Raw genomic sequence first — 21,670 nt, forward strand, 5'->3', positions numbered from 1 at the left:
CGGCATCCTAGAACTGGCTAGATGCATTTGAAATAATCGAAGGGCTCAAGGCAGTCCGTGCAGCGATAGCTCGCCTTGCAGGGCGTCGAGCCGAATTGACTGATCTTCTCGGTGGCCGCCGAGCCGCAGCGCGGACAGGCGATGGTCAGGTTCGAGCCGTTCATCAGCCGCGAGACCCGGCCCGCCAGACGCCCGTCGGCGTTCGTGCCGTCGATGGGCGGAGCTATGCCGTAGGCGCGCAGCTTTTCGCGGCCTTCCTCGGTGAGCCAGTCGGTGGTCCAGGGCGGCGAGAGGCGGCGCTCAAGACGCAGCTTCTCGATTCCCCGGTCCCGCAGAGCCTTTTCAATGTCGAGATTGATGATCGTCGTGGCCGGACAGCCCGAATAGGTGGGCGTCACCGTCACGACGAGCGTGTCCTCCCGCCATGCGACCTCGCGGATGATCCCCAGATCCGTCAGGCTGATGACGGGAATTTCGGGATCGGGCACCTCGGAGAGCCAACGCCAGATCTCCGGGATGTCTGGATGCGGCGTCTTCTCCATGGCGCTCACCAGGTCGCGCCGGGATAGGCGCGCTGGAGAAACTGCATCTCGGCGAGGATGTAGCCGAGATATTCGGAATGGACGCCGCGCTTGCCGCCCTTATGCTGATAGACCTCGCCGGGATGGGCCAGCGTCGCCTCCGCCAAAATCTCGGAGACCGTGCGGTCCCAGGCGGGCTTGAGCGAGGAGGGCAGGGGGGCGACGCCCGCCGCCGCCATGGCCTGATCCACGGCGTCGTCCGTGAAAAGCTCGCCGCTATAGGGGAAGAGCGCCTTCAACGCCTTCTCCATGCGGTCGCGGCTCTCCTCCGAGCCGTCGCCGAGGCGGATCACCAGATCGGCGGAGCGCTCCAGATGATAGGCGACTTCCTTTTCAGCCTTGGCGGCGATCTCCGCCACGCGCGGATCGGAAGAGCTCTTCAGCGCGCGTAAAAGCTCGTGATGGAAGGCGTCGAAGAGGAATTGCCGCATGAGCGTCTGGCCGAAATCGCCGTTGGGGCGCTCCACGAGCAGCACGTTGCGGAAGGCGCCGGCGTCGCGCAGATAGGCGAGCTGATCGGCCGTGCGGCCTTTCCCCTCGACTTCGGCGGCGAGCCCCAGCCAGAACTGGCATTGCCCGATCAGATCCAGCGCCTGATTGGCGAGGGCGATGTCTTCTTCAAGGGCGGGGGAATGCCCGCACCACTCGGAGACCCGATGTCCGAGGATCAGGCAATTATCGCCCATCCTCTGGAGCCATTCGGAAAAAGCGGCCTGATCGACCGCAGGAGCCGCATCCGCCATCACATATGCCCCACTTCTTCCGGAATGTCGAAGAAGGTCGGGTGGCGATAGACCTTCGCGTTCGAGGGCTCGAAGAGCGGGCCCTTGTCCGAAGGCGAGGAGGCGACGATGTCGTTGGACTTCACCGCCCAGATGGAGACGCCTTCATTGCGGCGGGTGTAGACGTCGCGGGCGTTGCGGATCGCCATTTCGGCGTCAGGAGCGTGCAGGCTCCCGACATGGCGATGATTCAGGCCGTGCTGGCCGCGGATGAAGATCTCCCACAGGGGCCATTCGCTGGACATCTCTGGCTTCCTCCCGAAGCTGGATAGCGTTGAGGGCCGGGCGCGTTGGACCGCGCCCGTGATTGCTTGCGAAGATCGGAGCCGGAGAGCGTTGGTCGCGCTTTCACGACGCGAAGCCCTTCGGCTTCGCTGGACAGCGCTCCGGGGCTTCAGCTCACTCGGCGGCGAGCCGGACGGCGGCGCGGCGTTCGTCCTGCTTCTCGGCGTGGGCCATAAGGCCCTCGCGGAACCAGGCGCCGTCCTCCCAAGCCTTGACGCGGGCGCCGAGGCGCTCGGCGTTGCAGGGGCCGTTTCCGGCGATCACCTCGAAGAACTCCGCCCAATCGGGCTCGCTGAAGTCGTAGCCGCCCTTCTCCTCGTTCCATTTGAGGTTTTCATCCGGAACGGTCAGGCCGAGATATTTCGCCTGAGGCACGGTCTGATCGACGAATTTCTGACGCAGCTCGTCATTGGTGTTCATCTTGATCTTCCACGCCATGGATTGCGCGGAATGCACCGAGTCCTTGTCCGAGGGGCCGAACATCATCAGAGAGGGATACCAGAAGCGGTTCAGAGCGTCCTGAGCCATGGCTTTCTGCTCGGGGGTTCCGGCGCACATCTTCATCATGATGTCGTAGCCTTGCCGCTGATGGAAGGATTCCTCCTTGCAGATGCGGATCATGGCGCGGCTGTAGGGGCCGTAGGAGGTGCGCTGCAAGGGCACCTGATTCATGATCGCGGCGCCGTCCACCAGCCAGCCCACCGCGCCCATGTCGGCCCAAGTCAGGGTGGGGTAGTTGAAGATCGAGGAATATTTCATCTTCCCCGAATGGAGCGCCTCCATCAGCGCGTCGCGCGAGACGCCGAGGGTCTCGGCGGCGCAATAGAGATAGAGCCCGTGCCCGGCCTCGTCCTGCACCTTGGCGAGCAGGATGGCCTTGCGCTCCAGAGTCGGGGCGCGGGTGATCCAGTTGCCTTCCGGCAGCTGGCCGACGATCTCGGAATGGGCGTGCTGGCCCATCTGGCGGATGAGGGTCTTGCGATAGCCCTCGGGCATCCATTCCTTGGGCTCGATCTTCTCGCCGCGGTCGATGCGCTCCTGAAAGGCGATCTCCTGCGGGGTCATCTCTTCGCGGGATTTCCCGCCTTCGGATTGCACGAGCTGAGCATACATGGCCGGCCTCTCCCTGTGATCTTAGATTCAGACGCGTTCGACGATCAGCGCGATCCCTTGTCCGACTCCGATGCACATGGTGCAGAGCGCGTAGCGTCCGCCGGTGCGCTGGAGCTGATAGGTCGCGGTGGTCACGAGTCGGGCGCCCGACATTCCCAGCGGATGGCCGATGGCGATGGCGCCGCCATTGGGGTTCACGCGGGGATCGTCGTCCGCCAGACCCAGTTCGCGCAGCACGGCGAGGCCTTGCGACGCGAAGGCTTCGTTCAGTTCTATCACATCCATCTGGTCGAGAGTCAGCCCCGCTTTCGCAAGGACTCTCCGCGCGGCGGGCGAGGGGCCGATCCCCATGATCCGGGGCTCGACGCCCGCCGCCGCCATGGCGACCACCCGGGCTTTGGGCGTCAGGCCCTGAGCCTTGGCGCCCGCCTCAGAGAGAATCGCCAGAGCCGCCGCGCCGTCGTTCACGCCCGAGGCGTTGCCCGCCGTGACGCTCAGATCCGGGCCGTTCACGCCCTTCAGCTTCGCGAGCTGCTCGGCGGTGGTTCCGGGGCGCGGATGTTCGTCCTTGTCGAAGAGGATGGGCTCGCCCTTCTTCTGAGGGATCGTCACGGGGACGATCTCCTCTTTGAAGAGCCCCGCCTCCTGAGCCGCCGCCCAGCGCGCCTGAGAGCGCGCCGCGAAAGCGTCCTGATCGGCGCGGGAGACGCCGAAATCGGCGGCGACGTTGTCGGCGGTTTGGGGCATGCTGTCCACGCCGAAGGCCTTCTTCATCGCCGGATTGACGAAGCGCCAGCCGATGGTCGTGTCATAGACGGCGTTGGCGCGCGAGAAGGCGCTTTCCGCCTTGGGCATGACGAAGGGCGCGCGGGTCATGCTCTCGACGCCGCCCGCGATCACGAATTCGCAATCGCCCGCCTTGATCGCCCGCGCGGCCATGCCCACGGCGTCCATGCCCGAGCCGCAGAGCCGGTTGACCGTGGTTCCGGGAACCCCGACCGGCATGCCCGCCAGCAGAACCGCCATGCGGCCCACGTTGCGGTTGTCCTCGCCCGCCTGATTGGCGCAGCCGAAGATGAGATCCTCGACGGCGGACCAATCCACGCCGGGATTGCGCTCCATCAGCGCCTTGAGCGGCAGAGCCGCCAGATCGTCGGCGCGCACCGAGGCCAAAGCCCCGCCGTAACGCCCGACAGGCGTTCTCACCGCGTCGCAGATGAAGGCTTCGCGCATTCGGACTTCCTCCCTCGTCCTTATGTCTCAGCGGGCGATCCGGCGATTCCCGCCATTCATCGACCGAATGGTCGGTTTATAGACCGAAAACATTACATATGGAAGCGATATTTTCGATTCTTTGTAATGTTTGAGCGGAGGGCCGCGCCCGCTCCGAAGCCCTGCGCAGGCTTCGGATCATGGATTAGAGCGCTTTCCAGCGAAACCGACCAGGTTTCGCGTCGCGAAAGCGCGACAGAATAAAGGGTTGGAGCGTTTGAAGGTTTGAACGACCCGATTGGGTCGGAAAACGCTCTAAGCCAAAGCCGCCAGACGCGTTTCGCTGCCGGGAGTCGTTTGAGGCAAGAGGCCCTCGCGCCCCTCCAGACTCCGCCCGATCTCGGCGTCCGCGGCGGGCGAAAGCGCCAGATACAGGCGGCGGAAGAGCTTGCGGGCCTCGGCGCCGAGCCAGCCGGAGGGCAGGGCGGCGGTCGGAAGGCAGGGATCGCGCAGCAGCACGCCGCGATAGACTTGGACCAACAGCAGACGCGCCGCCAAAGCCTCCGAAGGCTCAAGGCCCGGTTTGCGGCCGATCTCCCCGGCCAAAGGCGCGAAGCGCGCCAACATGGCGGCGTAGCCGCTCTGCAAGGCGTCGAGATCCCAGAATCCCGCGAGGGCCGCCGGATCGGATATGGCCTCCGCGCGCAGGGCGAGGGCGTCGCGCGGCGGCGGCCCGCCCCGGTCCGGGCGAATCCAGACCTCGCCGCCCATCCGGGCCATGCGCTGACGGCGCGCCTCCTCCTCGGAGAGCCCCGGCGCATGGATCACCAGCCAGCGCGTCGGCTCGATCTCGGCGGCGTAGAGCAGCCGCGCCGCGCCGGAGAACTCCGTCCGCGCCGCCGGAGCCAGACGGTAGAAGCTGCGCCGGCCTTTGCGCTCGCCCTCCAGCCTTCCGGCGGCCGCCAGCCGGGAGGCCGCCGTGCGGACGAGAGTCTCGCTGATGCCGACCCGCTTGCAGACGCCGATCAGACTGCCCATCCACAGCACTTCGCCGCGCGTGACGACCACGTCTCCATAGACGGTCACGATGAAGGAGGCCGCGGTGAGCGGCAGGCCCTGCATCAGGCGCTCGATGCGGGGGCTTCTGGGCGTATGTGGCGACATCCTTCGCGCGGTTCTCCTGAAAGGGGCGCGCGCGGCTTTCGCGTTCGGCCTCGCCTCCGCCGAGGGCGCGCTTGGGCCGGAGGATCGGCGCTTGCGCTCGGAGGCTTTGGAGTAGAGGGTTTCAGGGCGCCGCGCCAGAGTCTTTCTGAACCGCCCCGCAGGCCCGCCGTCTCCGCGTTTGAAGCCGGAGCAGGGCCGCAAGCAAGCTGGACAGAATCTCGCCCGAGGCTCTACATCCTTGGCGGAACGGAGAAAGAGGGCGATGCAGAATCAAAGCCGCAGGTTGGATCAGATCGCCCGCGCGGCGTGGCTCGCGCATGTCGCGGGCAAGACTCAGGACGAGATCGCGGGCCTGATGGGCTTGTCGCGCCAGACGGCCCAAAGGCTGATCGCGCAGGCCATGGCCGAAGGTCTGGTCAAGATCCGGATCGACCATCCTTCCGCCCGCTGCATGGAGCTGGCCGCGGCTCTGCGCGCCAAATGGGGCCTCGCCTTTTGCGAGATCGCTCCCGCCGACGCTCCGGAGGCGGGGGTTCCGCATCACGTCGCCGACGCCATGGAGCGCTGGCTCCGCCGCCCCGAGCCTTTGACTTTGGCGCTCGGCACGGGCCGGACTCTGCGCCGCGCGGTGGCGCAGCTGCCGCATATAGATTGCCCTCAGCACCGCATCGTCTCTCTGACGGGCAACATCGCCACCGACGGCTCCACCGCCTATTACAACGTCCTGTTCTCCATGTCGGAGATGGTGACCGCCCGCAGCTTCCCGATGCCGCTTTCGGTCATCCTCTCCACCATCGAGGAGCGGGAGGCGATGCTCCGGCAATCCGGCGTCCGCCGCGTGATCGAGATGGCGGGCGAGGCGGAGGTGGCCTTCGTCGGGATCGGGGCGCTCGACGACGAAGCCCCGCTGCTGCTGGACGGCTTCATCGCCCGCGCCGATCTCGACGCCCTGATCGCCGCCGGGGCGGTCGGCGAGATCACCGGCTGGGCCTATGACGCCGAGGGGCGGTTGATCAAAGGGCTCTCGAACGCGCGGGTGGCCTCCGCGCCGATTCCCTCGCGCGGGCGCACCCTCGTGATCGGCGCGGCCACGGGAGCGCGGAAGCTGCCCGCTCTGCGCGGCGCCCTGAAAGGCCGCCTGATCAGCGGCCTGATCGCCGACGCGACCACGGCGGAGGCGTTGGTTTAGAGCGCTTTCCAGCGAAGCTGACCAAGCTTCGCGTCGCGAAAGCGCGACGACATAAAGATGCGCGACCCAATTCGGTCGGAAAACGCTCTAAGCCCGTTGAGGCGGCGTCTCCGCCTGCATGGCCGAGATCTCCGCGCGATGCTCCTGCATCCTCAGGAAAACGGCCCAGTCGACTGCGCGCCGGGCTTGGGCGGCGGGGTCGGGGCGCGTGATCCGCGCCTCGCGCGCGAAACGGGCGCGGGCGGCGCGGATCCCGCCGAAGCGCGGCGCGGCGGCGGCGATGGCGGCGCCGCGCAAAACGGCGTCTTCGGGCTGCCAGTGAATTTCGACCCCGAGCGCGTCGGCGTAGAGCTGGCGCATGGTTTCGGCGCGGGCCTGTCCGCCCGCCATGGCGAGGCGCCGCGGCGCGAGCCCCATATGCGCGACGACCTGGCGCGCGCCCAGCGCGATCCCCACCGCCGCCCGCCAATAGAGCGCGTCCAGCGCGTCCTCGTCGCGTTCGAGGGTCAGACCATGCGCGACGCCGCGCATCAGCGGATCGGCGAAGGGCGTGCGGTTGCCTTTGAGGTCGGGCAGAATATGGAGGCCCCGGCCGGGCTCGGGCCGCCGCGCGACGCGCTCCAGAATCCGGCCGTGATCCTGCGGCTGCGGATATTGGCGGCGGATCGCCTCCAGCAAGGCGCCCGTCGCGGATTGGCCGCCCTCCGTCACGGATTCGTCGGGCAGGATGGCCCCCGGATAGGGCCCCCACAGCGCCGGACCGAGCGGCGCCCCCTGCGCCATGACGCAATTGGACGTCCCCGCGATCAGAGCGGGCATGTCGGGCGCCGCTCCTAGGGCTCCGGCGAAGGCGTCGATCAGCCCCGTCGCCACGACGCAGCTCCGGTCAAGGCCCAATTCCGCCGCGCCCTGCGCCGAAAGCGGGCCGATCCGCTCGCCCGGCGCCAGCACGGCCTCGCCGGTTTGAAATCCGGCGATTCCGAAGCGGGTCATCAAATCGAGCGCCCAACCTCTGCGGTCGGGCAGATAGGGCCATTTCGCCGCCGCTGCGCAGAGCGACCGCACAGGCCGGCCCGTGGCGCGAAAAGCGAGATGATCGCAGAGATCCCGCACCCCGCGCTTCGCCGCCCAAACCTCGGGAAGGTTCCGGCTCAGCCAGATCAGCTTAGGCGTCTGCATCTCCGGCGAGACCGTCCCGCCCGCCCGCGCGACCACCTCATGCGCGAAGGCGCTAAGCTCGCGAGCCTCCGCCACGGCGCGATGATCATGCCAGGCGATCACGTCCGGCGCGAAGCCGGGGGCCTCGACGACGAGCGAGCAGGTCGCGTCGAAAGCGAGCGCCTCGATCTGCGCGGGACTCGCGCCCGCCATGCGCCGCGCTTCGGCCAGAGCCTCGGCCACGGCGGCCCAGATTTCGGCGAAGTCGAAGCCCGCCTCGCCGCCGGGAGAAGGCAGAGTCTGGAAGCCGCGGCTGGCCCTCGCGATGAGTCGGCCCTCGGTTGAGAACAGCCCCGCCCGAGCGCGCGCCGAACCGACATCCACCCCAGCGATCAGCACGAGACGCTTCCTCCCCTTTGGCTGCGCGATTGGCCCGAAAAGTCTTTTAAACTTTTCGGATCGCGCTCCAGCCCAATCGGGTCAGAGCATCCGGCAATTCTTCGGCGCGTTCAATCAGCGCGTCGGGCTTCAGCGCGGCCAGCCGCTCGGCCAGCCGCGCAGGCGCGGCGTGTCCGCCGCCCAGAAAGCCGACGACCCGCATCCCCGCCGCGCGGGCGGCCATGACTCCGGCCGGGCTGTCCTCGACCACCACGCAGGCGGCGGGATCCGCGCCGAGCTTCTGAGCCGCGAAGAGAAACAGATCCGGCGCGGGCTTGCCCTTGCGGACCTGGCTCGCGGAATAGACATGCGGCCCGAAGAGCGGCGCGAGCCCCGTCAGCGCCAGAGACAGCGCCAGCCGATCCGGCGCGCTGGAGCTGGCGACGGCGCGCGGCCCCTCCAGCGCCGCGATGGCCTGAGCCACGCCGGGAACCGGCCGCAGCTCGCGGCGGAAGCGCCGGAGCAGGTTTTCGTCGCAGGCGGCGGTCTCCCGCGCCACGTCCAACCCCAGCTCGCGGGCCGCCATCTCGACGATCACGCTGGCCGAACGCCCCAGAAAATCGCGATAGATCCGATCCTCCGAGAGGGGGACGCCCAGCTTCGCGAACATGGCCTGAACCTCGTCTACGGCCAAAGGCTCGCTGTCGACGAGCACCCCGTCGCAATCGAAGATCAGACCATGGCGCATCTTCACCCCTGCAGGTATCGTTTCAAGACGGCCTCCGTCCCTTCGCTCCATAAAAGCCCCGACCATTTCGCGAAAGCCGCGGCGAAGCGCGGATCCTGCCCTTTATCGCCGTAGATCTCGGCCATGCCTAGCCAAAGGGCGGGCTCGGATTGGGCGATCTCGGTCAGGCGGCTCCAATTGGGGTCGTTGGGCTCGATCCGCGCGCCGCTGTCGGTCGTCCCGGCGCAATAGCGCCGCCAGAGCGCCGATTCCAGCGCCAGACCCTCCACCGGAAGCCCCCGCGCGAGGCGGTCGCCGATGGTCGGGATGATGAATTTCGGCTGACGATTCGAGCCGTCGAGGCAAAGCCGCCGGATGGTGTCGCCGATCTTGGGATTGGCGCAGCGCTCGGCGATTTTAGCGGCGTAGGCCGTCAGATCCGTCCCCGGAACGGGCGGCACCACGGGAATGATCTCCTCGCGCGTGACTTTATCGAGAAAGCCCCGCACGAGCGGATTCTCCATCGCCTCATGGACGAAATGAATGTCCATCAGACCCGCGGGATAGGCGATGACCGCATGTCCGCCGTTGAGGATGCGGATCTTCATCATCTCCCAAGGCGTGACGTCCTTGACGAATTCGACGCCGACCTTCTCCAGCGCCGGACGCCCCTGCGGGAAATCATCCTCCAGCACCCATTGGATGAAGTCCTCGGCGAAGACCGGACAATCATCCTCAAGGCCGAAATCCTCGCGGATCATGCGGCGCTCGCGGTCGCTGGTCGCGGGGGTGATGCGGTCCACCATGCCGTTGGGAAAGGCCACATGGGCGGCGATCCACTCCGCCAGATCGGGATCCGAAAGCCGCGCGGTCTCCACCACGGCCGCCCGCGCGACATGGCCGTTATGGGGGATGTTGTCGCAGGACATGACCGTGAAGGGCGGCAGACCCGCCGCGCGCCGCGCCTTCAGCCCGGCCGCGAGCATGCCGAAGACGGTTTTCGGCGCCTCGGGATTCGCGCCGTCCGCCGCGACGGCGGGATGGGTCGGATCGAAGCGCCCGGTGGTCGCATCGATGAAATAACCGCCTTCGGTGATGGTCAGGCTGGCGATTTTGATCGCCGGATCCGCCAGCTTCGCGATGATCGCGGGGCCGTCGGCGGCGGGCAGATGGTCGATCATCGCCCCGACCACCCGCGCCTCCGAAGCCTCCGCCGATTGCTCGACCACGCTATAGAGATAATCCTGCGCGGCCAGAGCCTCGCGCATCCGGGCGTCCGAGGGCATGACCCCCGCGCCGACGATGGCGAAATCCTGCGCATCGCCGAGATTCATCAGCCGGTCGAGATAAACCGCCTGATGCGCGCGGTGGAAATTGCCCAGACCGAAATGCAGGATTCCGCCGGTCAGCCCGGCGCGGTCGTAGCTCGGCGCGGCGACCGGAAGCCGGTCGAGATTGGCTGCTTTCAGTCTGATCATCTCAGCTCATCCAGTTTCCGCCGTCGACGTTATAGGTCTGGGCGACGATATACTCGGCCTCGGGCGTGGCGAGGAAGATCGCCATGCCGACCAGATCCTCCGCGCGGCCCATCCGGCCGAAAGGCACGGCGGCGCCGACCTCGGCTTTCTTCTGGCCGCGCGGCTTATTCTCATAGGCGGCGAATTTGGCGTCCACGCCGTCCCAATGCTCGCCGTCGACCACGCCGGGAGCTATGGCGTTGACGTTGATTCCATGGGCGATCAGGTTCAGCCCCGCCGATTGGGTCAGGCTGATGACGGCGGCCTTGGTCGCGCAATAGACGCCCACCAGCGCCTCGCCGCGCCGCCCCGCCTGACTGGCCATATTGACGATCTTGCCTCGCCGTCCCGTGGCGATCATATGGCGCGCGACGGCTTGCATGACGAAGAGCGTCCCGCCGACGTTGATCGCGAAGAGCTTGTCGTAGCTGGCGCGCGTGATCTCCACGATGGGCGCCAGATCGAAGAGCGCGGCGTTGTTGACGAGGATGTCGATTCCGCCCATCAGCCGGATGGCCTCCTCGACTCCGGCGTCGATGCTCTCCTGACGGGCCACGTCCATGACCACCGGATGCGCGCCGATCCTCGACGCCGAGGCGCGGACGGCCTCCGCGTCGATGTCGGCGAGGGCGACCGTCGCGCCCTCGCGGATGTAGGCTTCGGCGAAGGCGAGGCCGATGCCCCGCGCGGCGCCGGTGATGAGCGCGGTTTTGCCCTTGAGCCTCATAATGCGAGACCTTTCGCGTCGAAGCGATAGACGCGGCCTTCCTGCGGAGTCAGCCAGATGCGGTCTCCGTGATTGACCGGCATCTCGCCTGCGGCGCGGGCGATGATATGCGGACCATTGTCGAGATCCACATGCAGGAATGTGTCCGAGCCCAGATGCTCCGCGACGCCCACCACGCCCGACAAAAGCCCTTGGCTGGTGGACATGCTGAAATGCTCGGGCCGCACGCCGATGGCGTGGGCGCCCATGCGGGCGGCGACCTCGCCTTCGAGGAAGTTCATGTTCGGGCTGCCGATGAACCCGGCCACGAAGCGGTTGGCGGGCTTATGATAGAGCTCCAGCGGGCCGCCGACCTGCTCCACCTTGCCCGCGCGCAGCACGACGATCTTATCGGCCATGGTCATGGCCTCGACCTGATCATGCGTCACGTAGATCATGGTGGTGGCGAGCTTCTTATGCAGCTCGCTGATCTCGACGCGCATGTTCACGCGCAGAGCGGCGTCGAGGTTGGACAGAGGCTCGTCGAAGAGGAAGGCCGAGGGCTCGCGCACGATGGCCCGTCCGATGGCGACGCGCTGACGCTGCCCGCCCGAAAGCTGCCCCGGCCGACGGTCGAGGTAATCGGTCAGATTGAGGATGTTCGCGGCGTGATTGACCCGGCGGTCCTGTTCGGCGGGATCCATCCGCGCCATCTTCAATGGAAAGGCGATGTTCTTGCGCACGGTCATATGCGGATAAAGCGCATAGGATTGAAAGACCATGGCTAACCCGCGTTTGGCGGGCGCGGCGTCGGTCATGTCCTGACCGTCGATCGTGATCTGGCCGGAGGTCACGTCCTCCAGCCCCGCGATGACCCGCAGAAGCGTGGATTTTCCGCAGCCCGAAGGCCCGACGAAGACCACGAATTCGCCGTCCTTGATCTCCAGATCGACGCCCGGAATGACGTCGATGTCGCCGAAGGACTTGCGGACCTGTTTCAGCGTGATGCCGCCCATTGCGTTGCTCCCTTATTTCACTGCGCCGAAGGTCAGGCCGCGGACAAGCTGCTTCTGACTGAACCAGCCCAGGATCAGGATCGGGGCGATGGCCATGACCGAAGCCGCCGAAAGCTTGGCCCAGAACAAGCCCTGAGGACTGGAGAAGGAGGCGATGAAGGCCGACAACGGCGCCGCGTTGGTCGTCGTCAGCTGGATGGTCCAGAAGGCTTCGTTCCACGCGAGGATCACGTTCAGAAGAAGCGTGGAGGCGATGCCCGGCACCGCCATGGGGGTCAGGACGTGGATGATCTCGTCGCGCAGAGAGGCTCCGTCCATCCGCGCGGCTTCGAGGATCTCCCCCGGGATCTCGCGGAAATAGGTGTAGAGCATCCAGACCACGATGGGCAGATTGATCAGCATGAGCAGAATGGTCAGGCCGATCCGAGTGTCCATCAGCCCGGTCCGCAGGAAGATCAGATAGATCGGGACCAGAACCGCCACGGCGGGCATCATCTTGGTGGAGAGCATCCACATGAGGATGTCCTTGGTGCGCTTCGTCGGCGAGAAGGCCATGGCCCAAGCCGCCGGAATCGCCACCACCAGAGCCAGAAGCGTCGAGCCCACCGCCAGAATCACCGAATTGGTGAAGGGCCGCCAATAATTATTTTGGCTCTGGACGTCGGAGAAGCTCTGGGTCGAGAAGGAGGGGATCAGGCTGAAGCCCGAAATCGCCTCCTGCTCGGTCTTGAGGCTGGTGATGATCGTGTAGAGGATCGGAAAGAAGATCACGAGGGCCACGGCCCAGGCGGCGATCGTATAGCCGATCTTGGTGCGGGTTGTGACGGCGCGCGCCATAGGGACCTCCTCAGTCCAGATTCTTGCCGACGGCGCGCATCAGGAAGATGGCGACGATGTTGGCCAAGACGACCGCGATGATTCCGCCTGCGGCCGCGCCGCCGATGTCGAAATTCAGCCGCGCCGCGCGATAGATCAGATAGGTCAGGTTGGTCGAGGCGTAGCCCGGCCCGCCGTTGGTCGTGACGAGGATCTCGGCGTAGACGCCCAAGAGGAAGATCGTCTGAATCAGGATCACCACCGTGACCGCCCGCGCCATATGCGGCGCGACCAGATGGATGAAGCGATTCACCGCGCCCGCGCCGTCCATCTCCGCCGCCTCGATCTGCTCGCGGTCGAGCGATTGGAGGGCGGTCAGAAGGATCAGCGTCGCGAAGGGCAGCCATTGCCAAGCCACGATCAGAATGATCGACATCAGCGGATATTGCGCGAACCAATCCACCGGCTGAGCGCCGAAGAAGCGCGCGACGTCCGCGAAGACGCCGTAGCTCGGATGCATGATCATGTTCTTCCAGATCAGCGCCGCCACCGGAGGCATGACGAAGAAAGGCGAGATGATCAGAATCCGCACGAGGCCTTGACCGAAGATCGGCCGGTCGATGAGCAGCGCGATGGCCACGCCGCCGATCACGGTGATGGCGAGCACGCCCAGCACCAGCAGCAAGGTGTTGCCGATGGCCGCGAAGAAGGCCGGATCGGTGTAGAAGAATTTATAATTGAACCAGCCCGCCCAAGAGGTCTGTCCGGGGTTGAGCAGATTGTAATCGAGGAAAGAATAATAGAGCGTCATCGCCAGCGGCACGACCATCCAGACAAGCAGCAGGAGGATGGCGGGCGCGCGCATCAAGCGGGCGAGACTCTGGGTCTGGCGGGTGGCCATGGCGGATTTCCTTCGGAGAAGAGAGGTTTTCGCCGACGGGCGGCCGGATCAGGGGCGTCGCCCGCAGCCGAAACCGGCCCGGACGACGCCGCTTCTGAAGGATCCGCTTATTTGATGTAGCGCGCGCGGGTCATGTCGCGGGTGACGCTCGTCTGCACGGCCGCGAGGGCGGCCTCCGCGGTCATGCGTCCGGCGAGGGCCGCCGAGAACTGCTGCCCGACGGCGGTGCCGATGCCTTGGAACTCCGGAATCGCGACGAACTGGCCGCCGGTGTAGGGGATGTCCTGCACCGAGGATTTCTGCGTGTTCGCGGCGTCGATCGCGGCCAGAGTCATGGCGGCGAAGGGCGCGGCGGCCTGATATTCCGGGTTCTCATAGAGCGAGACGCGGGTGCCCGGAGGCGCGGCGCGCCAGCCTTCGGCGGCGGCGACTTGGGCGGTGTAGTCCTTGCTGGTGGCCCAGGCGACGAATTTCTTGGCCGCTTCCTGCTTCTGGCTGGTGGCGGGAATCGCGAGGCTCCAGGCCCAGAGCCAATTGCCGTGGTTCTCGACGCCTTCCTTATTGGGGAATTGGGCGAAGCCCACCTGATCGGCCACGGTGGAGTCGGTCGGATCGGTCACGAAGCTGGCGGCGACGGTGGCGTCGATCCACATGCCGCATTTGCCCTGCTGGAATAGCGAGAGGTTTTCGTTGAAGCCGTTCGACGAAGCGCCGGGCGGGCCGTAATTCTGCATCAGAGCGAGGTAGTCGACGAGGGCCTCTTTCCATTCGGGGCTGTCGAACTGGGGCTTCCAATCGGTGTCGAACCAGCGCGCGCCGTAGCTGTTGGCCATGGCGGTGAGGAAGGCCATGTTCTCGCCCCAGCCGGGCTTGCCGCGCAGGCAGATTCCATAAATCTCCTTATCCTTGTCCGTCATCTTCTCGGCGGCGAGCTTGATGTCGGCCCAAGTCGGATTTTCAGGAATGGAGACTCCGGCGGCCTCCGCCAGATCCGTGCGGTACATCACCATCGCGGATTCGGCGTAGAAGGGCGCCGCGAACAGCTGGCCGTCCGCTGACAGCGCCTGACGAACCGCGGGCAGAAGATCCTCGACGTCGTATGCCGCAGGCAGATCGGAGAGCGGCGTCAGCCAGCCCTGCTTCGCCCAGATCGGAACCTCATAGGTGCCGATGGTGAGCACGTCATATTGTCCGCCCTTGGTGGCGATGTCCGTCGTCACGCGCTCGCGGAGAATATTCTCCTCCAGCGTGACCCATTCCAGCTGGATGTCCGGGTTGGCCTCGGTGAAAGGCGCGGTCATCTTTTGCATGCGGACCATGTCGCCGTTGTTCACGGTCGCGATCGTCAGGGTCTCGGCCAGAGCCGGAGCGGCAAGCGCCGTCAGGGCGCAGGCCCCCATCAGGCCGCGCAACGTCGTGTTCATATCCTCATCCTCCCTTTGGCGTTATTATTTGCCAATCTTATGGGCAAATGCTCACATGCGCGCAAGCGCCTGTCAAGCCCGGCATGGTTCCGGGGGAGGAATTCGGCTTGATTTCCTTGTCGGGAGATTTTTCTTTTAAGGCGAACTTAATGAGCCCGTTCTGCGGGTTCCCCGCCTCGCCGAGGGGGAGGGGGCGCATGCGGCCCCCTCGATGAGACGCGCGGATCGAAGCGGCCGCCTCAGCGCTCGAAGGCCGCGCCCGTCAACTCCAGAGACTTCTCCCAGAGACGCGCCGCCGCCGCGACGTCCAGCGCCTGAGCGGGCGGGCGCTCCTCGGTCGGATAGCCGCGCGTTCCTCCAAATTTGTCGGGTCCATAATAAGCGCCGTCGCGCGCCGCCGGATCGGTCGCCGCGTAGAGCGTGGGCAAAGCGCCCTGCGCCGGAGTTTGGAACAGGAACCACATGAGGGAGCGCAGCCGTCCGGAAAGGCTCGACCGGCCCGCGCCGTTCGGAATGAGGTCGGTGCGCGAGACTCCCGGATGCGCCGCCAGACTCTCGACGCCCCATCCGGCCGCCTTGCTGCGTCGGCTGAGTTCGAAGGCGAACATGACGCAGGCGAGCTTCGATCGGCTATAGACCGGCATCGGCTTATAAGCGCGCTCGGCTTGCAGATCTGCGAAGTCGATGGCTCCGTTGCGCGCCGCGATGCTGCCGAGAGTCACGACGCGCGGCTTCCGGCCTTTCCTGAGCAGCGGCAGCAGATGCGCCGTCAGCGCGAAATGGCCGAGGTAATTCGTGCCGAATTGCAGCTCGAAGCCGTCGCTGGTCTCGCGCCGTTCGGGGGGCGTCATGACGCCCGCGTTATTGATCAGAAGGTCGAGGCTCTCCTGCTCCTGCGCGAGGCGCGCGGCGAAAGCGGAGACGGAGGCGAGATTCGCCAGATCCAGCTCGCCGAACCTCGCCCGGGCCCCGGGGACGGCCGCCTTGATCGCCGCCACGGCCTCGGCGCCTTTCTTCGGGTTGCGCCCCGCGACCACGACGTCGGCGCCGGCGCGCGCCAAGGCCAGAGCATCCTCATAGCCCAGCCCGCCGGCGCCGGTCACGACCGCCGAACGGCCGCGTTGCGATGGCATGTTTTTGGTCGTCCACTTGCTCATGAGATCCTCGACGGCTCGTTGCGGCGCCGGGCGCCGATCGCCTCGACGCCCGCTTTGCATCTTCGTCGTTCAGATGGATCCTGAGGGCTCGATCTCCATGCCGGATCTCGCAAAAAACTTGCCTATTCCTCCATGCCGACCTTGGAGTGGACGCAAGCCGCAGCCTCGCGAGAGCTTAGCTGGCGGCTCTGCTGCTCATCGCCTTAGCGAAGATCCGCGCCGCTCTTTCCCTTCTCCGGCTGCGTCTTCGTCAAGGCTTCAGGGGCGGGATCGTCGAGAAGGATGCGTTCGGCGGCGCCGTCCATATCGTCATATTGGCCGTCGCGCATCGACCAGAGGAAGGCCGCCAGCCCCACGCCGCCCATCACGAGGGCGATGGGCAGCAAAAGCGCCATGTTCAGCATGATCCGCATCCTCAGAGAGCAGGGGCGCGGGCGCCTCCGGACGAGGCGCCCGCTTCAGACCTCCGCCGAGCCGCAGCGCGTTGAGCGCCACCAGCACCGAGGAGGAGGACATGGCCACAGCCGCCACCAGAGGCGTCACATGGCCCGTCATGGCGATGGGAGCCGCCACGACGTTATAGAGAATCGCCAGCGCGATGTTCTGGCGCACCAGAGATCCCGCCCGCCGCGAGATCGCCACGGCGTAGGGGACCGCGTTCAGGCTGGGCCGCAGAAAGACGAAATCCGCCGCGTTGCGCCCGATGTCCGCCGCTTCGGCGGGCGCCATGGAGACCTCGGCGGCCGACAGCGCCGGAGCGTCGTTCAGACCGTCTCCGATCATCAGCGGGCGGCGGCCTTCGGCGCGCAGAGCCTCCAGACGCGCGATTTTCTCGCCGGGCCGCGCCTCGGCGCGGAATCTCCCGATCCCCAGCGCCTGCGCGGCCGCCGCGACGCGGGAAGCCTCGTCGCCTGAAACGATCTCCACGAAGAAGCCCTGAGCCTTGAGCGCCGCCACGGCCTCCGCCGCCCCCTCGCGCGGAGTCTCGGCGAAGGAGAAGGCCGCCAGAAGCTCGCCGTCGCGGGAGAGGACGCTCTGCGCCTCGGGCGCGGCGGCGGGATTCTGAAGCGCCCAGTCGCGTCGCCCGAGCCGATATTCCCGCCCCTCCGCAAAGCCCGTCAGGCCGAGTCCGGGAAGCTCCTCGATCCGCTCGAAGGCCCATGCGGAGCCTTCGCCCCCTCGCGCGGCCCGGGCCAGAGCCCGCGAGAGCGGATGGGTCGAGCGCGCGGCGAGCCTCCCCGCGAGGACAAGGGCGCCGGGCTCCGTCTCGCGAAGGCCGGAGAGCCGAGGCGTCCCGTCGGTGAGGGTGCCGGTCTTGTCGAAGACCACGGCGTCGGCGGCCTCCAGCCGCTCCAGCGCCGCGCCGTCGCGCATCATGATCCCGGCCTCGAAGAGCCGCCGCGCCGCCATGACCTGAGTCATCGGGACCGCCAGCCCCAGAGCGCAGGGACAGGTGATGATCAGCACCGCGATGGCGATGGTCGCCGCGCGGTGAAGATCCCCGTCGAAGGCCATCCAGAACAGGAAGCTCCCGAAGGCCGCCAGATGCACCACCGGAGCGTAAAGCGCCGAAACCCGATCCGCGAGCCGCCGATAGCGGGCGCGTCCCGTCTCGGCGGCCTCCATCATGCGGAGCATCTCGCCGAGGAAGGAATCCTCGGCGCCCGACCGCGCGCGCGCCACAAGCGGCCCCGCGAGATTCAAGGCGCCCGCCTCCAGCTCCGTCCCTTCGGCCACGGGACGCGGCAGGCTCTCGCCGGTGACCACCGAGAGATCCGCCTCCGAACGGCCCTCCTCGACAAGGACGTTCACCGGAATCCGCGCCCCCGCCGGGATCAGCAGGCGGTCGCCGGGCAGAATCTCCGGCAAGGGGACGAATTCCGCCTCGCCCGCCGCGTCGAGCCGATAGGCCCCCTGCGGAATCAGCTTCGCCAGCCCCTGCACCGCCGAGCGCGCCCGCTCGCGCATCATATGATCCAGCGTCCGCCCGACGAGCAGGAAGAAGATCAGAGTCACGGCGGCGTCGTAATAGGCGTGCCGCCCCCCGACGGCGGTTTCATAGAGGCTCAGAGCGAAGGCGAGGGCCACGCCCAGAGTTATGGGCAGATCCATGTTCATGCGGCCGCGCCGCAGCGCCGCCCAAGCCGACCGGTAAAAGACGCTGCCCGAATAGAGCAGCGTCGGAAGGGCGATCAGCGCCGAGATCGCATGAAAGGCGTCGCGGGCTCCGGCCTCTGCGCCGGACCAGACCGAAACCGAGAAGATCATGATGTTGCTGGAGGCGAAGCCCGCCACGGCGGTCGCGCGGATCAGATGCGCGAGGGTCTTGTCTTCGCGGGCGGCCTCGAAGGAGAAAGGCGTGGCGGCGTAGCCGAGCGCCTCCAGCCGGGCGAGGATGGGCGGAGGCTCTTCTCCGCGCCAGCGCACCGAGACCCGCCGCGTCGAGAAATTCACCCGCGCCCGCTCCACCCCCTCAAGCGCGCCGAGGCTCCGCTCGATCTTCGAGATGCAGGCGGCGCAATGGATCCCCGGAACCGCGAGATCCGTCTGCGTCAGCCCCTCGCCGACCGGGCGGCTGACCAAAGCCAATTCGCGCGCCGCCAGAGCGGCGGGCGTGGCCTCCTCGCCGAGAAAAGCCTCTTTGGGCGGCGCGCAGCAGGTCATGTCAGGCCCCTTCCTCCTGAGGCGGAGCCTCCGCGCCGATGAGTTCGGCGGCCTCCCCGCGCAACGCCTCATAGGCCCGCCATGTGGCGTGGCCGATCAGCGGAAAGACGACGATCAGCCCGAGGAGCCCCGTCGCCAGAGCAAAGAGGAATCCCGCCAGCACGCAGGCGCCCCAAACCAGCATCGCGGGCAAATGCCGCCAGACGAGGGTCGCGCTGACGCCCATGGCGGTGAAGGCGTCGAGATCGCGCTCGCGGTCGAGCAGCATGGGCGCCGCGAAGGCCCCGACGCCGAAGGCCAGCCCCGCGAAAAGCGCGCCGACCAAACTCCCCACGACCAGCATCCCGAGTCCGGCGGGCGTCGTGAAGAGCAGCTCCAGCACCGATGAAAGCTCGTTGGGCACGGGCTTCCAGCCGAGGAACAAAGCCGCGATGATCGTCGCCGCCCGCATCCAGACCATCCCGAGCAGCGCCAGCAGCGCCCCCACGAAGAGGATCTGTCCGCGATTGCGGAAGCCCGCCCCGAGCATCTCCCCGAGCGTGACGGATTCGCCGCGCTCCAGCCGACGGCTCTTCTCATAGAGCCCCACCGCCACCACCGGCCCGAGGATCATGAAGCCCGCCAGAGCCGGAAACAGCGCATTGCCCCAGCCTAAGCGGAAGATCGCGCCCACCATCGCCCAAGAGACGAGGCAGACCGCCGCGCCATAGCCGAAGCTGAGTCCCGGTTGAATCTTGGCGTCGGCCCATCCGGCGCGCAGCCAGCCGAAGGCCGCGTCGAGCGGGAGCTTCGCGGTTTGGGGCGGCGAGGCCGCTTCCGAAGAAGAGGTCATCTTCGTTCTCCTTTCTGCGCTTTCCGGCTCAACATGCCGAGCGGGCCGCCCGATAGACCGGGGCGGCGGCGTCCTGAACCTGAACCGGCGCCTTCGCATGAGCCACGCAATCGGGCCGCGAGGCGAAGGCCACATAGACGAGATGGGCGTTGGCCCCGATCAGCAGCCCCAGCCCCAACCCGATCAGAACCCAGATCTTGAGGCGGGTCGGGACGCGCGCCTTGGGCGGGCTTTTCGCGGCTTCAGGAGTCATCGGGACCCCCTTCGGGAGGCTTCAGCCCAAGGACGTAGAGCGTCAGGATCCGCCGCTCGGCGAGCGAGAGGCGATCCTCCCAATGGGGCATATGGCCCTGACGCCCGTTCACGAGAGTCTGCGTAAGGCTCGCCCGGTCGCCGCCATAGAGCCAATAGCCGTCCGTGAGGTCGGGCGCGCCCGCGGTCTTGAGTCCGCGCGCGTCCTCGCCATGGCAGGAGACGCATTGCTCGGCGAAGATTTCGGCGCCCGCCTCCGCGCCCTGAGCGTCGCGCGGATCCGGCTCGCCGACGTTCTGCGCATGGGCGCGCAGGAAGGAGATCACCGAAGCGATCTCCGGCCGCGAGAGCATGCCGTCGCGGCCGAAGGCCAGCATCTGGCCATAGCGCGTCTCCTCATGGGTCGAGTTGATCCCGACGCGCAGGGTCTCCTCGATGGTCTCGAGCTCGCCGCCCCAGAGCCAGAGCTTGGCGCTCAGATCGGGGAAGCCGGGGCCTCCGCGTCCTTCGGCGCCATGGCAGGCGGCGCAATTGTCGCCGAAGAGCCGCCGCCCGGATTCGGAGACCACGCGCATCAGATCGGGGCGCGCCTCGATCTCGGCGTAGGGGAGGCTCTCCATTTCCTGCGTCCAAGCCTGACGGTCCAGCTGAGCGGCCCCGAGGGCGCGGCTCACGTCCTGACGGTGATCCGCGCCGAGCAGGCCGCGCGTATAGCTGGCGCCGAGCGGCCAGGCGGGCATCAGCGCCCACCAGAGCAGCGAGAAGGCGAAGGTCAGGCCGAGGAAGAGGAAGACCACGCGCGGAATCGGCGTGTTCAGCTCTTTGATGCCGTTCCATTCATGGCCGGTGGTCTCTCGCCCGGTGATGGGGTCTTTCTCCGTCAGCGCCATGGCTTGTCGTCCTTGTCGAGAATGCTCCGTCCGGCCTCGTCGAACTTCGTCTTGTTCTTCGGCCAATAGGCGTAGATCACCACTCCGACCGCCATGGCGAGCATGTAGAACAGCCCCCAGCTCTTGGCGATCCGGACCAGATTTTCATGATCGAAGACCATCATGGAGCCTCCAGCGCGGCTTGCTGCTGTTGTTGCCGATGGGCCGCGTCCGTCAGCTTGCCGAGGATCTGGAGATAGGCCACCAGAGCGTCCATTTCGGTGACCACGCCGCGTTGTCCGTCGAAGAAGCGGATGTTGGTTTCGTCGCCGTAGCGGGCGGCGACTTGATCCGCCATGAGGCTTCCCGGCATGGCCTGGCCTTGGGCGTCGGCCGCGGCGTGGGCGATCATCTCCTCGTCGTAAGGGACGCCCACCGCCTTCATGGCCGCCAGATGCGCGCCGAGATCCTCGACCTTCAGAGCCTTGCGCTCCAGAAAGGCGTAGCGGGGCATATTGGATTCCGGCACCACGTCGCGCGGATTGACCAGATGGGCCACATGCCAGGCGTCGGAGTATTTCCCCCCGACGCGCGCCAGATCCGGCCCCGTGCGCTTGGAGCCCCAGAGCATCGGGTGGTCGTATTGCGATTCCGCCGCCAGAGAATAAGGCCCATAGCGCTCCACCTCGTCGCGGAGGGTGCGGATCATCTGCGAATGGCAGGCGTAGCAGCCTTCACGGATGTAGATGTTGCGTCCGGCCAGCTCCAGCGGGGTGTAGACGCGCATGTCCTCGACCTTCTCCACCGTATCGTCGATGGTGAAGAGCGGCGCGATCTCGAAGAGCCCTCCGATGGAGGAGACGCCGATGATCGCCAGAACGAAGCCGATGGTCGAGCGTTCGATTTTCTTATGGAATTCAGCCATGG

Annotated in this window: 23 protein-coding genes; 1 reads left to right on the top strand and 22 read right to left on the bottom strand. The window is 66.8% G+C overall.

Annotated features, from left to right (window positions below; translation table 11 throughout):
* Positions 1–17: 17 nt before the first annotated feature.
* From paaD to B161_RS0112640, 6 genes are all read right to left on the bottom strand, one after another.
* Positions 18–542 carry a 1,2-phenylacetyl-CoA epoxidase subunit PaaD gene (gene paaD, locus B161_RS0112615; RefSeq protein WP_026310406.1) on the bottom strand — a complete coding sequence of 175 codons (525 nt, stop codon included), beginning with the start codon at positions 540–542 and terminating at the stop codon, positions 18–20.
* A 5-nt stretch (positions 543–547) separates the two neighbouring features.
* Entirely contained in the window at positions 548–1,324 is a 777-nt protein-coding gene (paaC, locus tag B161_RS0112620) for a 1,2-phenylacetyl-CoA epoxidase subunit PaaC (protein WP_018633782.1), read from the bottom strand.
* Positions 1,324–1,608: a 1,2-phenylacetyl-CoA epoxidase subunit PaaB gene (gene paaB, locus B161_RS0112625; protein WP_018633783.1), complete on the bottom strand. Its 285-nt coding sequence runs from the start codon at positions 1,606–1,608 to the stop codon at positions 1,324–1,326. The genes paaC and paaB overlap by 1 nt, the downstream gene beginning before the upstream one ends.
* A gap of 154 nt (positions 1,609–1,762) precedes the next feature.
* Positions 1,763–2,761, bottom strand: a complete 999-nt coding sequence (gene paaA, locus B161_RS0112630) for a 1,2-phenylacetyl-CoA epoxidase subunit PaaA (RefSeq protein ID WP_018633784.1) — start codon at positions 2,759–2,761, stop codon at positions 1,763–1,765.
* A 27-nt stretch (positions 2,762–2,788) separates the two neighbouring features.
* Positions 2,789–3,994 carry a 3-oxoadipyl-CoA thiolase gene (gene pcaF / locus B161_RS0112635; RefSeq protein ID WP_018633785.1) on the bottom strand — a complete coding sequence of 402 codons (1,206 nt, stop codon included), beginning with the start codon at positions 3,992–3,994 and terminating at the stop codon, positions 2,789–2,791.
* Between the two features lie 294 nt (positions 3,995–4,288).
* On the bottom strand, positions 4,289–5,137 hold the full coding sequence (locus B161_RS0112640; RefSeq protein WP_026310407.1) for a PaaX family transcriptional regulator C-terminal domain-containing protein: 849 nt from the start codon (positions 5,135–5,137) through the stop codon (positions 4,289–4,291).
* Positions 5,138–5,399: 262 nt separating this feature from the next.
* Between B161_RS0112640 and B161_RS0112645 the strand changes: the two genes are divergently transcribed.
* Positions 5,400–6,326: a sugar-binding transcriptional regulator gene (locus B161_RS0112645; RefSeq protein ID WP_018633789.1), complete on the top strand. Its 927-nt coding sequence runs from the start codon at positions 5,400–5,402 to the stop codon at positions 6,324–6,326.
* 87 nt (positions 6,327–6,413) lie between these two features.
* Here B161_RS0112645 and B161_RS0112650 read toward each other — a convergent pair whose 3' ends face one another.
* The 16 genes from B161_RS0112650 to ccoO form a co-directional block, all read right to left on the bottom strand.
* Positions 6,414–7,883 (bottom strand): FGGY-family carbohydrate kinase, encoded by a 1,470-nt coding sequence (locus tag B161_RS0112650; protein WP_018633791.1) that lies wholly within the window; start codon positions 7,881–7,883, stop codon positions 6,414–6,416.
* A 46-nt stretch (positions 7,884–7,929) separates the two neighbouring features.
* Positions 7,930–8,610, bottom strand: coding sequence for an HAD family hydrolase (locus B161_RS0112655; RefSeq protein ID WP_026310408.1), 681 nt, complete (start codon positions 8,608–8,610; stop codon positions 7,930–7,932).
* Between the two features lie 2 nt (positions 8,611–8,612).
* Complete coding sequence (locus B161_RS0112660) at positions 8,613–10,067, bottom strand: mannitol dehydrogenase family protein (RefSeq protein ID WP_018633796.1); 1,455 nt, start codon at positions 10,065–10,067, stop codon at positions 8,613–8,615.
* 1 nt (position 10,068) lies between these two features.
* Positions 10,069–10,833, bottom strand: a complete 765-nt coding sequence (locus tag B161_RS0112665; RefSeq protein ID WP_018633797.1) for an L-iditol 2-dehydrogenase — start codon at positions 10,831–10,833, stop codon at positions 10,069–10,071.
* Positions 10,830–11,828, bottom strand: a complete 999-nt coding sequence (locus B161_RS0112670; RefSeq protein ID WP_018633798.1) for an ABC transporter ATP-binding protein — start codon at positions 11,826–11,828, stop codon at positions 10,830–10,832. The genes B161_RS0112665 and B161_RS0112670 overlap by 4 nt, the downstream gene beginning before the upstream one ends.
* A gap of 12 nt (positions 11,829–11,840) precedes the next feature.
* Positions 11,841–12,665: a carbohydrate ABC transporter permease gene (locus B161_RS0112675; protein WP_018633799.1), complete on the bottom strand. Its 825-nt coding sequence runs from the start codon at positions 12,663–12,665 to the stop codon at positions 11,841–11,843.
* A gap of 10 nt (positions 12,666–12,675) precedes the next feature.
* Positions 12,676–13,545, bottom strand: a complete 870-nt coding sequence (locus B161_RS0112680; RefSeq protein WP_018633801.1) for a carbohydrate ABC transporter permease — start codon at positions 13,543–13,545, stop codon at positions 12,676–12,678.
* Positions 13,546–13,652: 107 nt separating this feature from the next.
* Complete coding sequence (locus B161_RS0112685; protein WP_018633803.1) at positions 13,653–14,969, bottom strand: ABC transporter substrate-binding protein; 1,317 nt, start codon at positions 14,967–14,969, stop codon at positions 13,653–13,655.
* Between the two features lie 239 nt (positions 14,970–15,208).
* Positions 15,209–16,126, bottom strand: a complete 918-nt coding sequence (locus B161_RS0112690; RefSeq protein ID WP_018633806.1) for an SDR family oxidoreductase — start codon at positions 16,124–16,126, stop codon at positions 15,209–15,211.
* Between the two features lie 203 nt (positions 16,127–16,329).
* Positions 16,330–16,530, bottom strand: coding sequence for a cbb3-type cytochrome oxidase assembly protein CcoS (ccoS, locus tag B161_RS17990; RefSeq protein ID WP_040789580.1), 201 nt, complete (start codon positions 16,528–16,530; stop codon positions 16,330–16,332).
* Positions 16,436–18,790 (bottom strand): heavy metal translocating P-type ATPase, encoded by a 2,355-nt coding sequence (locus B161_RS0112700; protein WP_018633809.1) that lies wholly within the window; start codon positions 18,788–18,790, stop codon positions 16,436–16,438. Before B161_RS0112700 ends, ccoS begins: the two co-directional genes overlap by 95 nt.
* A 1-nt stretch (position 18,791) precedes the next feature.
* Positions 18,792–19,622, bottom strand: coding sequence for a DUF2189 domain-containing protein (locus tag B161_RS0112705; protein WP_018633811.1), 831 nt, complete (start codon positions 19,620–19,622; stop codon positions 18,792–18,794).
* 28 nt (positions 19,623–19,650) lie between these two features.
* Positions 19,651–19,875 (bottom strand): hypothetical protein, encoded by a 225-nt coding sequence (locus B161_RS0112710; protein WP_018633814.1) that lies wholly within the window; start codon positions 19,873–19,875, stop codon positions 19,651–19,653.
* Positions 19,865–20,764 (bottom strand): cytochrome-c oxidase, cbb3-type subunit III, encoded by a 900-nt coding sequence (ccoP, locus tag B161_RS0112715; protein ID WP_018633816.1) that lies wholly within the window; start codon positions 20,762–20,764, stop codon positions 19,865–19,867. The genes B161_RS0112710 and ccoP overlap by 11 nt, the downstream gene beginning before the upstream one ends.
* Entirely contained in the window at positions 20,755–20,928 is a 174-nt protein-coding gene (locus B161_RS0112720) for a cbb3-type cytochrome c oxidase subunit 3 (RefSeq protein ID WP_205619245.1), read from the bottom strand. Before B161_RS0112720 ends, ccoP begins: the two co-directional genes overlap by 10 nt.
* A complete protein-coding gene (gene ccoO / locus B161_RS0112725; RefSeq protein ID WP_018633818.1) occupies positions 20,925–21,668 on the bottom strand; it encodes a cytochrome-c oxidase, cbb3-type subunit II in 744 nt (247 codons plus the stop codon). The genes B161_RS0112720 and ccoO overlap by 4 nt, the downstream gene beginning before the upstream one ends.
* Positions 21,669–21,670 lie beyond the last annotated feature (2 nt).

It is taken from the genome of Neomegalonema perideroedes DSM 15528 (assembly GCF_000374145.1).
GTDB classification, from domain to species: domain Bacteria; phylum Pseudomonadota; class Alphaproteobacteria; order Rhodobacterales; family Rhodobacteraceae; genus Neomegalonema; species Neomegalonema perideroedes.

Excerpts from the sequence above, each read along its gene's own strand:
- ccoP (WP_018633816.1), bottom strand. The coding sequence starts at position 20,764 with ATGGCGCTGACGGAGAAAGACCCCATCACCGGGCGAGAGACCACCGGC.
- B161_RS0112685 (WP_018633803.1), bottom strand. The coding sequence starts at position 14,969 with ATGAACACGACGTTGCGCGGCCTGATGGGGGCCTGCGCCCTGACGGCG.
- B161_RS0112700 (WP_018633809.1), bottom strand. The coding sequence starts at position 18,790 with ATGACCTGCTGCGCGCCGCCCAAAGAGGCTTTTCTCGGCGAGGAGGCC.
- paaB (WP_018633783.1), bottom strand. The coding sequence starts at position 1,608 with ATGTCCAGCGAATGGCCCCTGTGGGAGATCTTCATCCGCGGCCAGCAC.
- B161_RS0112640 (WP_026310407.1), bottom strand. The coding sequence starts at position 5,137 with ATGTCGCCACATACGCCCAGAAGCCCCCGCATCGAGCGCCTGATGCAG.
- ccoS (WP_040789580.1), bottom strand. The coding sequence starts at position 16,530 with ATGCTGAACATGGCGCTTTTGCTGCCCATCGCCCTCGTGATGGGCGGC.
- ccoO (WP_018633818.1), bottom strand. The coding sequence starts at position 21,668 with ATGGCTGAATTCCATAAGAAAATCGAACGCTCGACCATCGGCTTCGTT.
- B161_RS0112670 (WP_018633798.1), bottom strand. The coding sequence starts at position 11,828 with ATGGGCGGCATCACGCTGAAACAGGTCCGCAAGTCCTTCGGCGACATC.
- B161_RS0112665 (WP_018633797.1), bottom strand. The coding sequence starts at position 10,833 with ATGAGGCTCAAGGGCAAAACCGCGCTCATCACCGGCGCCGCGCGGGGC.
- paaD (WP_026310406.1), bottom strand. The coding sequence starts at position 542 with ATGGAGAAGACGCCGCATCCAGACATCCCGGAGATCTGGCGTTGGCTC.
- B161_RS0112680 (WP_018633801.1), bottom strand. The coding sequence starts at position 13,545 with ATGGCCACCCGCCAGACCCAGAGTCTCGCCCGCTTGATGCGCGCGCCC.
- B161_RS0112675 (WP_018633799.1), bottom strand. The coding sequence starts at position 12,665 with ATGGCGCGCGCCGTCACAACCCGCACCAAGATCGGCTATACGATCGCC.
- paaA (WP_018633784.1), bottom strand. The coding sequence starts at position 2,761 with ATGTATGCTCAGCTCGTGCAATCCGAAGGCGGGAAATCCCGCGAAGAG.
- B161_RS0112720 (WP_205619245.1), bottom strand. The coding sequence starts at position 20,928 with ATGATGGTCTTCGATCATGAAAATCTGGTCCGGATCGCCAAGAGCTGG.
- paaC (WP_018633782.1), bottom strand. The coding sequence starts at position 1,324 with ATGGCGGATGCGGCTCCTGCGGTCGATCAGGCCGCTTTTTCCGAATGG.
- B161_RS0112655 (WP_026310408.1), bottom strand. The coding sequence starts at position 8,610 with ATGCGCCATGGTCTGATCTTCGATTGCGACGGGGTGCTCGTCGACAGC.
- B161_RS0112645 (WP_018633789.1), top strand. The coding sequence starts at position 5,400 with ATGCAGAATCAAAGCCGCAGGTTGGATCAGATCGCCCGCGCGGCGTGG.
- B161_RS0112710 (WP_018633814.1), bottom strand. The coding sequence starts at position 19,875 with ATGACTCCTGAAGCCGCGAAAAGCCCGCCCAAGGCGCGCGTCCCGACC.
- B161_RS0112660 (WP_018633796.1), bottom strand. The coding sequence starts at position 10,067 with ATGATCAGACTGAAAGCAGCCAATCTCGACCGGCTTCCGGTCGCCGCG.
- pcaF (WP_018633785.1), bottom strand. The coding sequence starts at position 3,994 with ATGCGCGAAGCCTTCATCTGCGACGCGGTGAGAACGCCTGTCGGGCGT.
- B161_RS0112705 (WP_018633811.1), bottom strand. The coding sequence starts at position 19,622 with ATGACCTCTTCTTCGGAAGCGGCCTCGCCGCCCCAAACCGCGAAGCTC.
- B161_RS0112690 (WP_018633806.1), bottom strand. The coding sequence starts at position 16,126 with ATGAGCAAGTGGACGACCAAAAACATGCCATCGCAACGCGGCCGTTCG.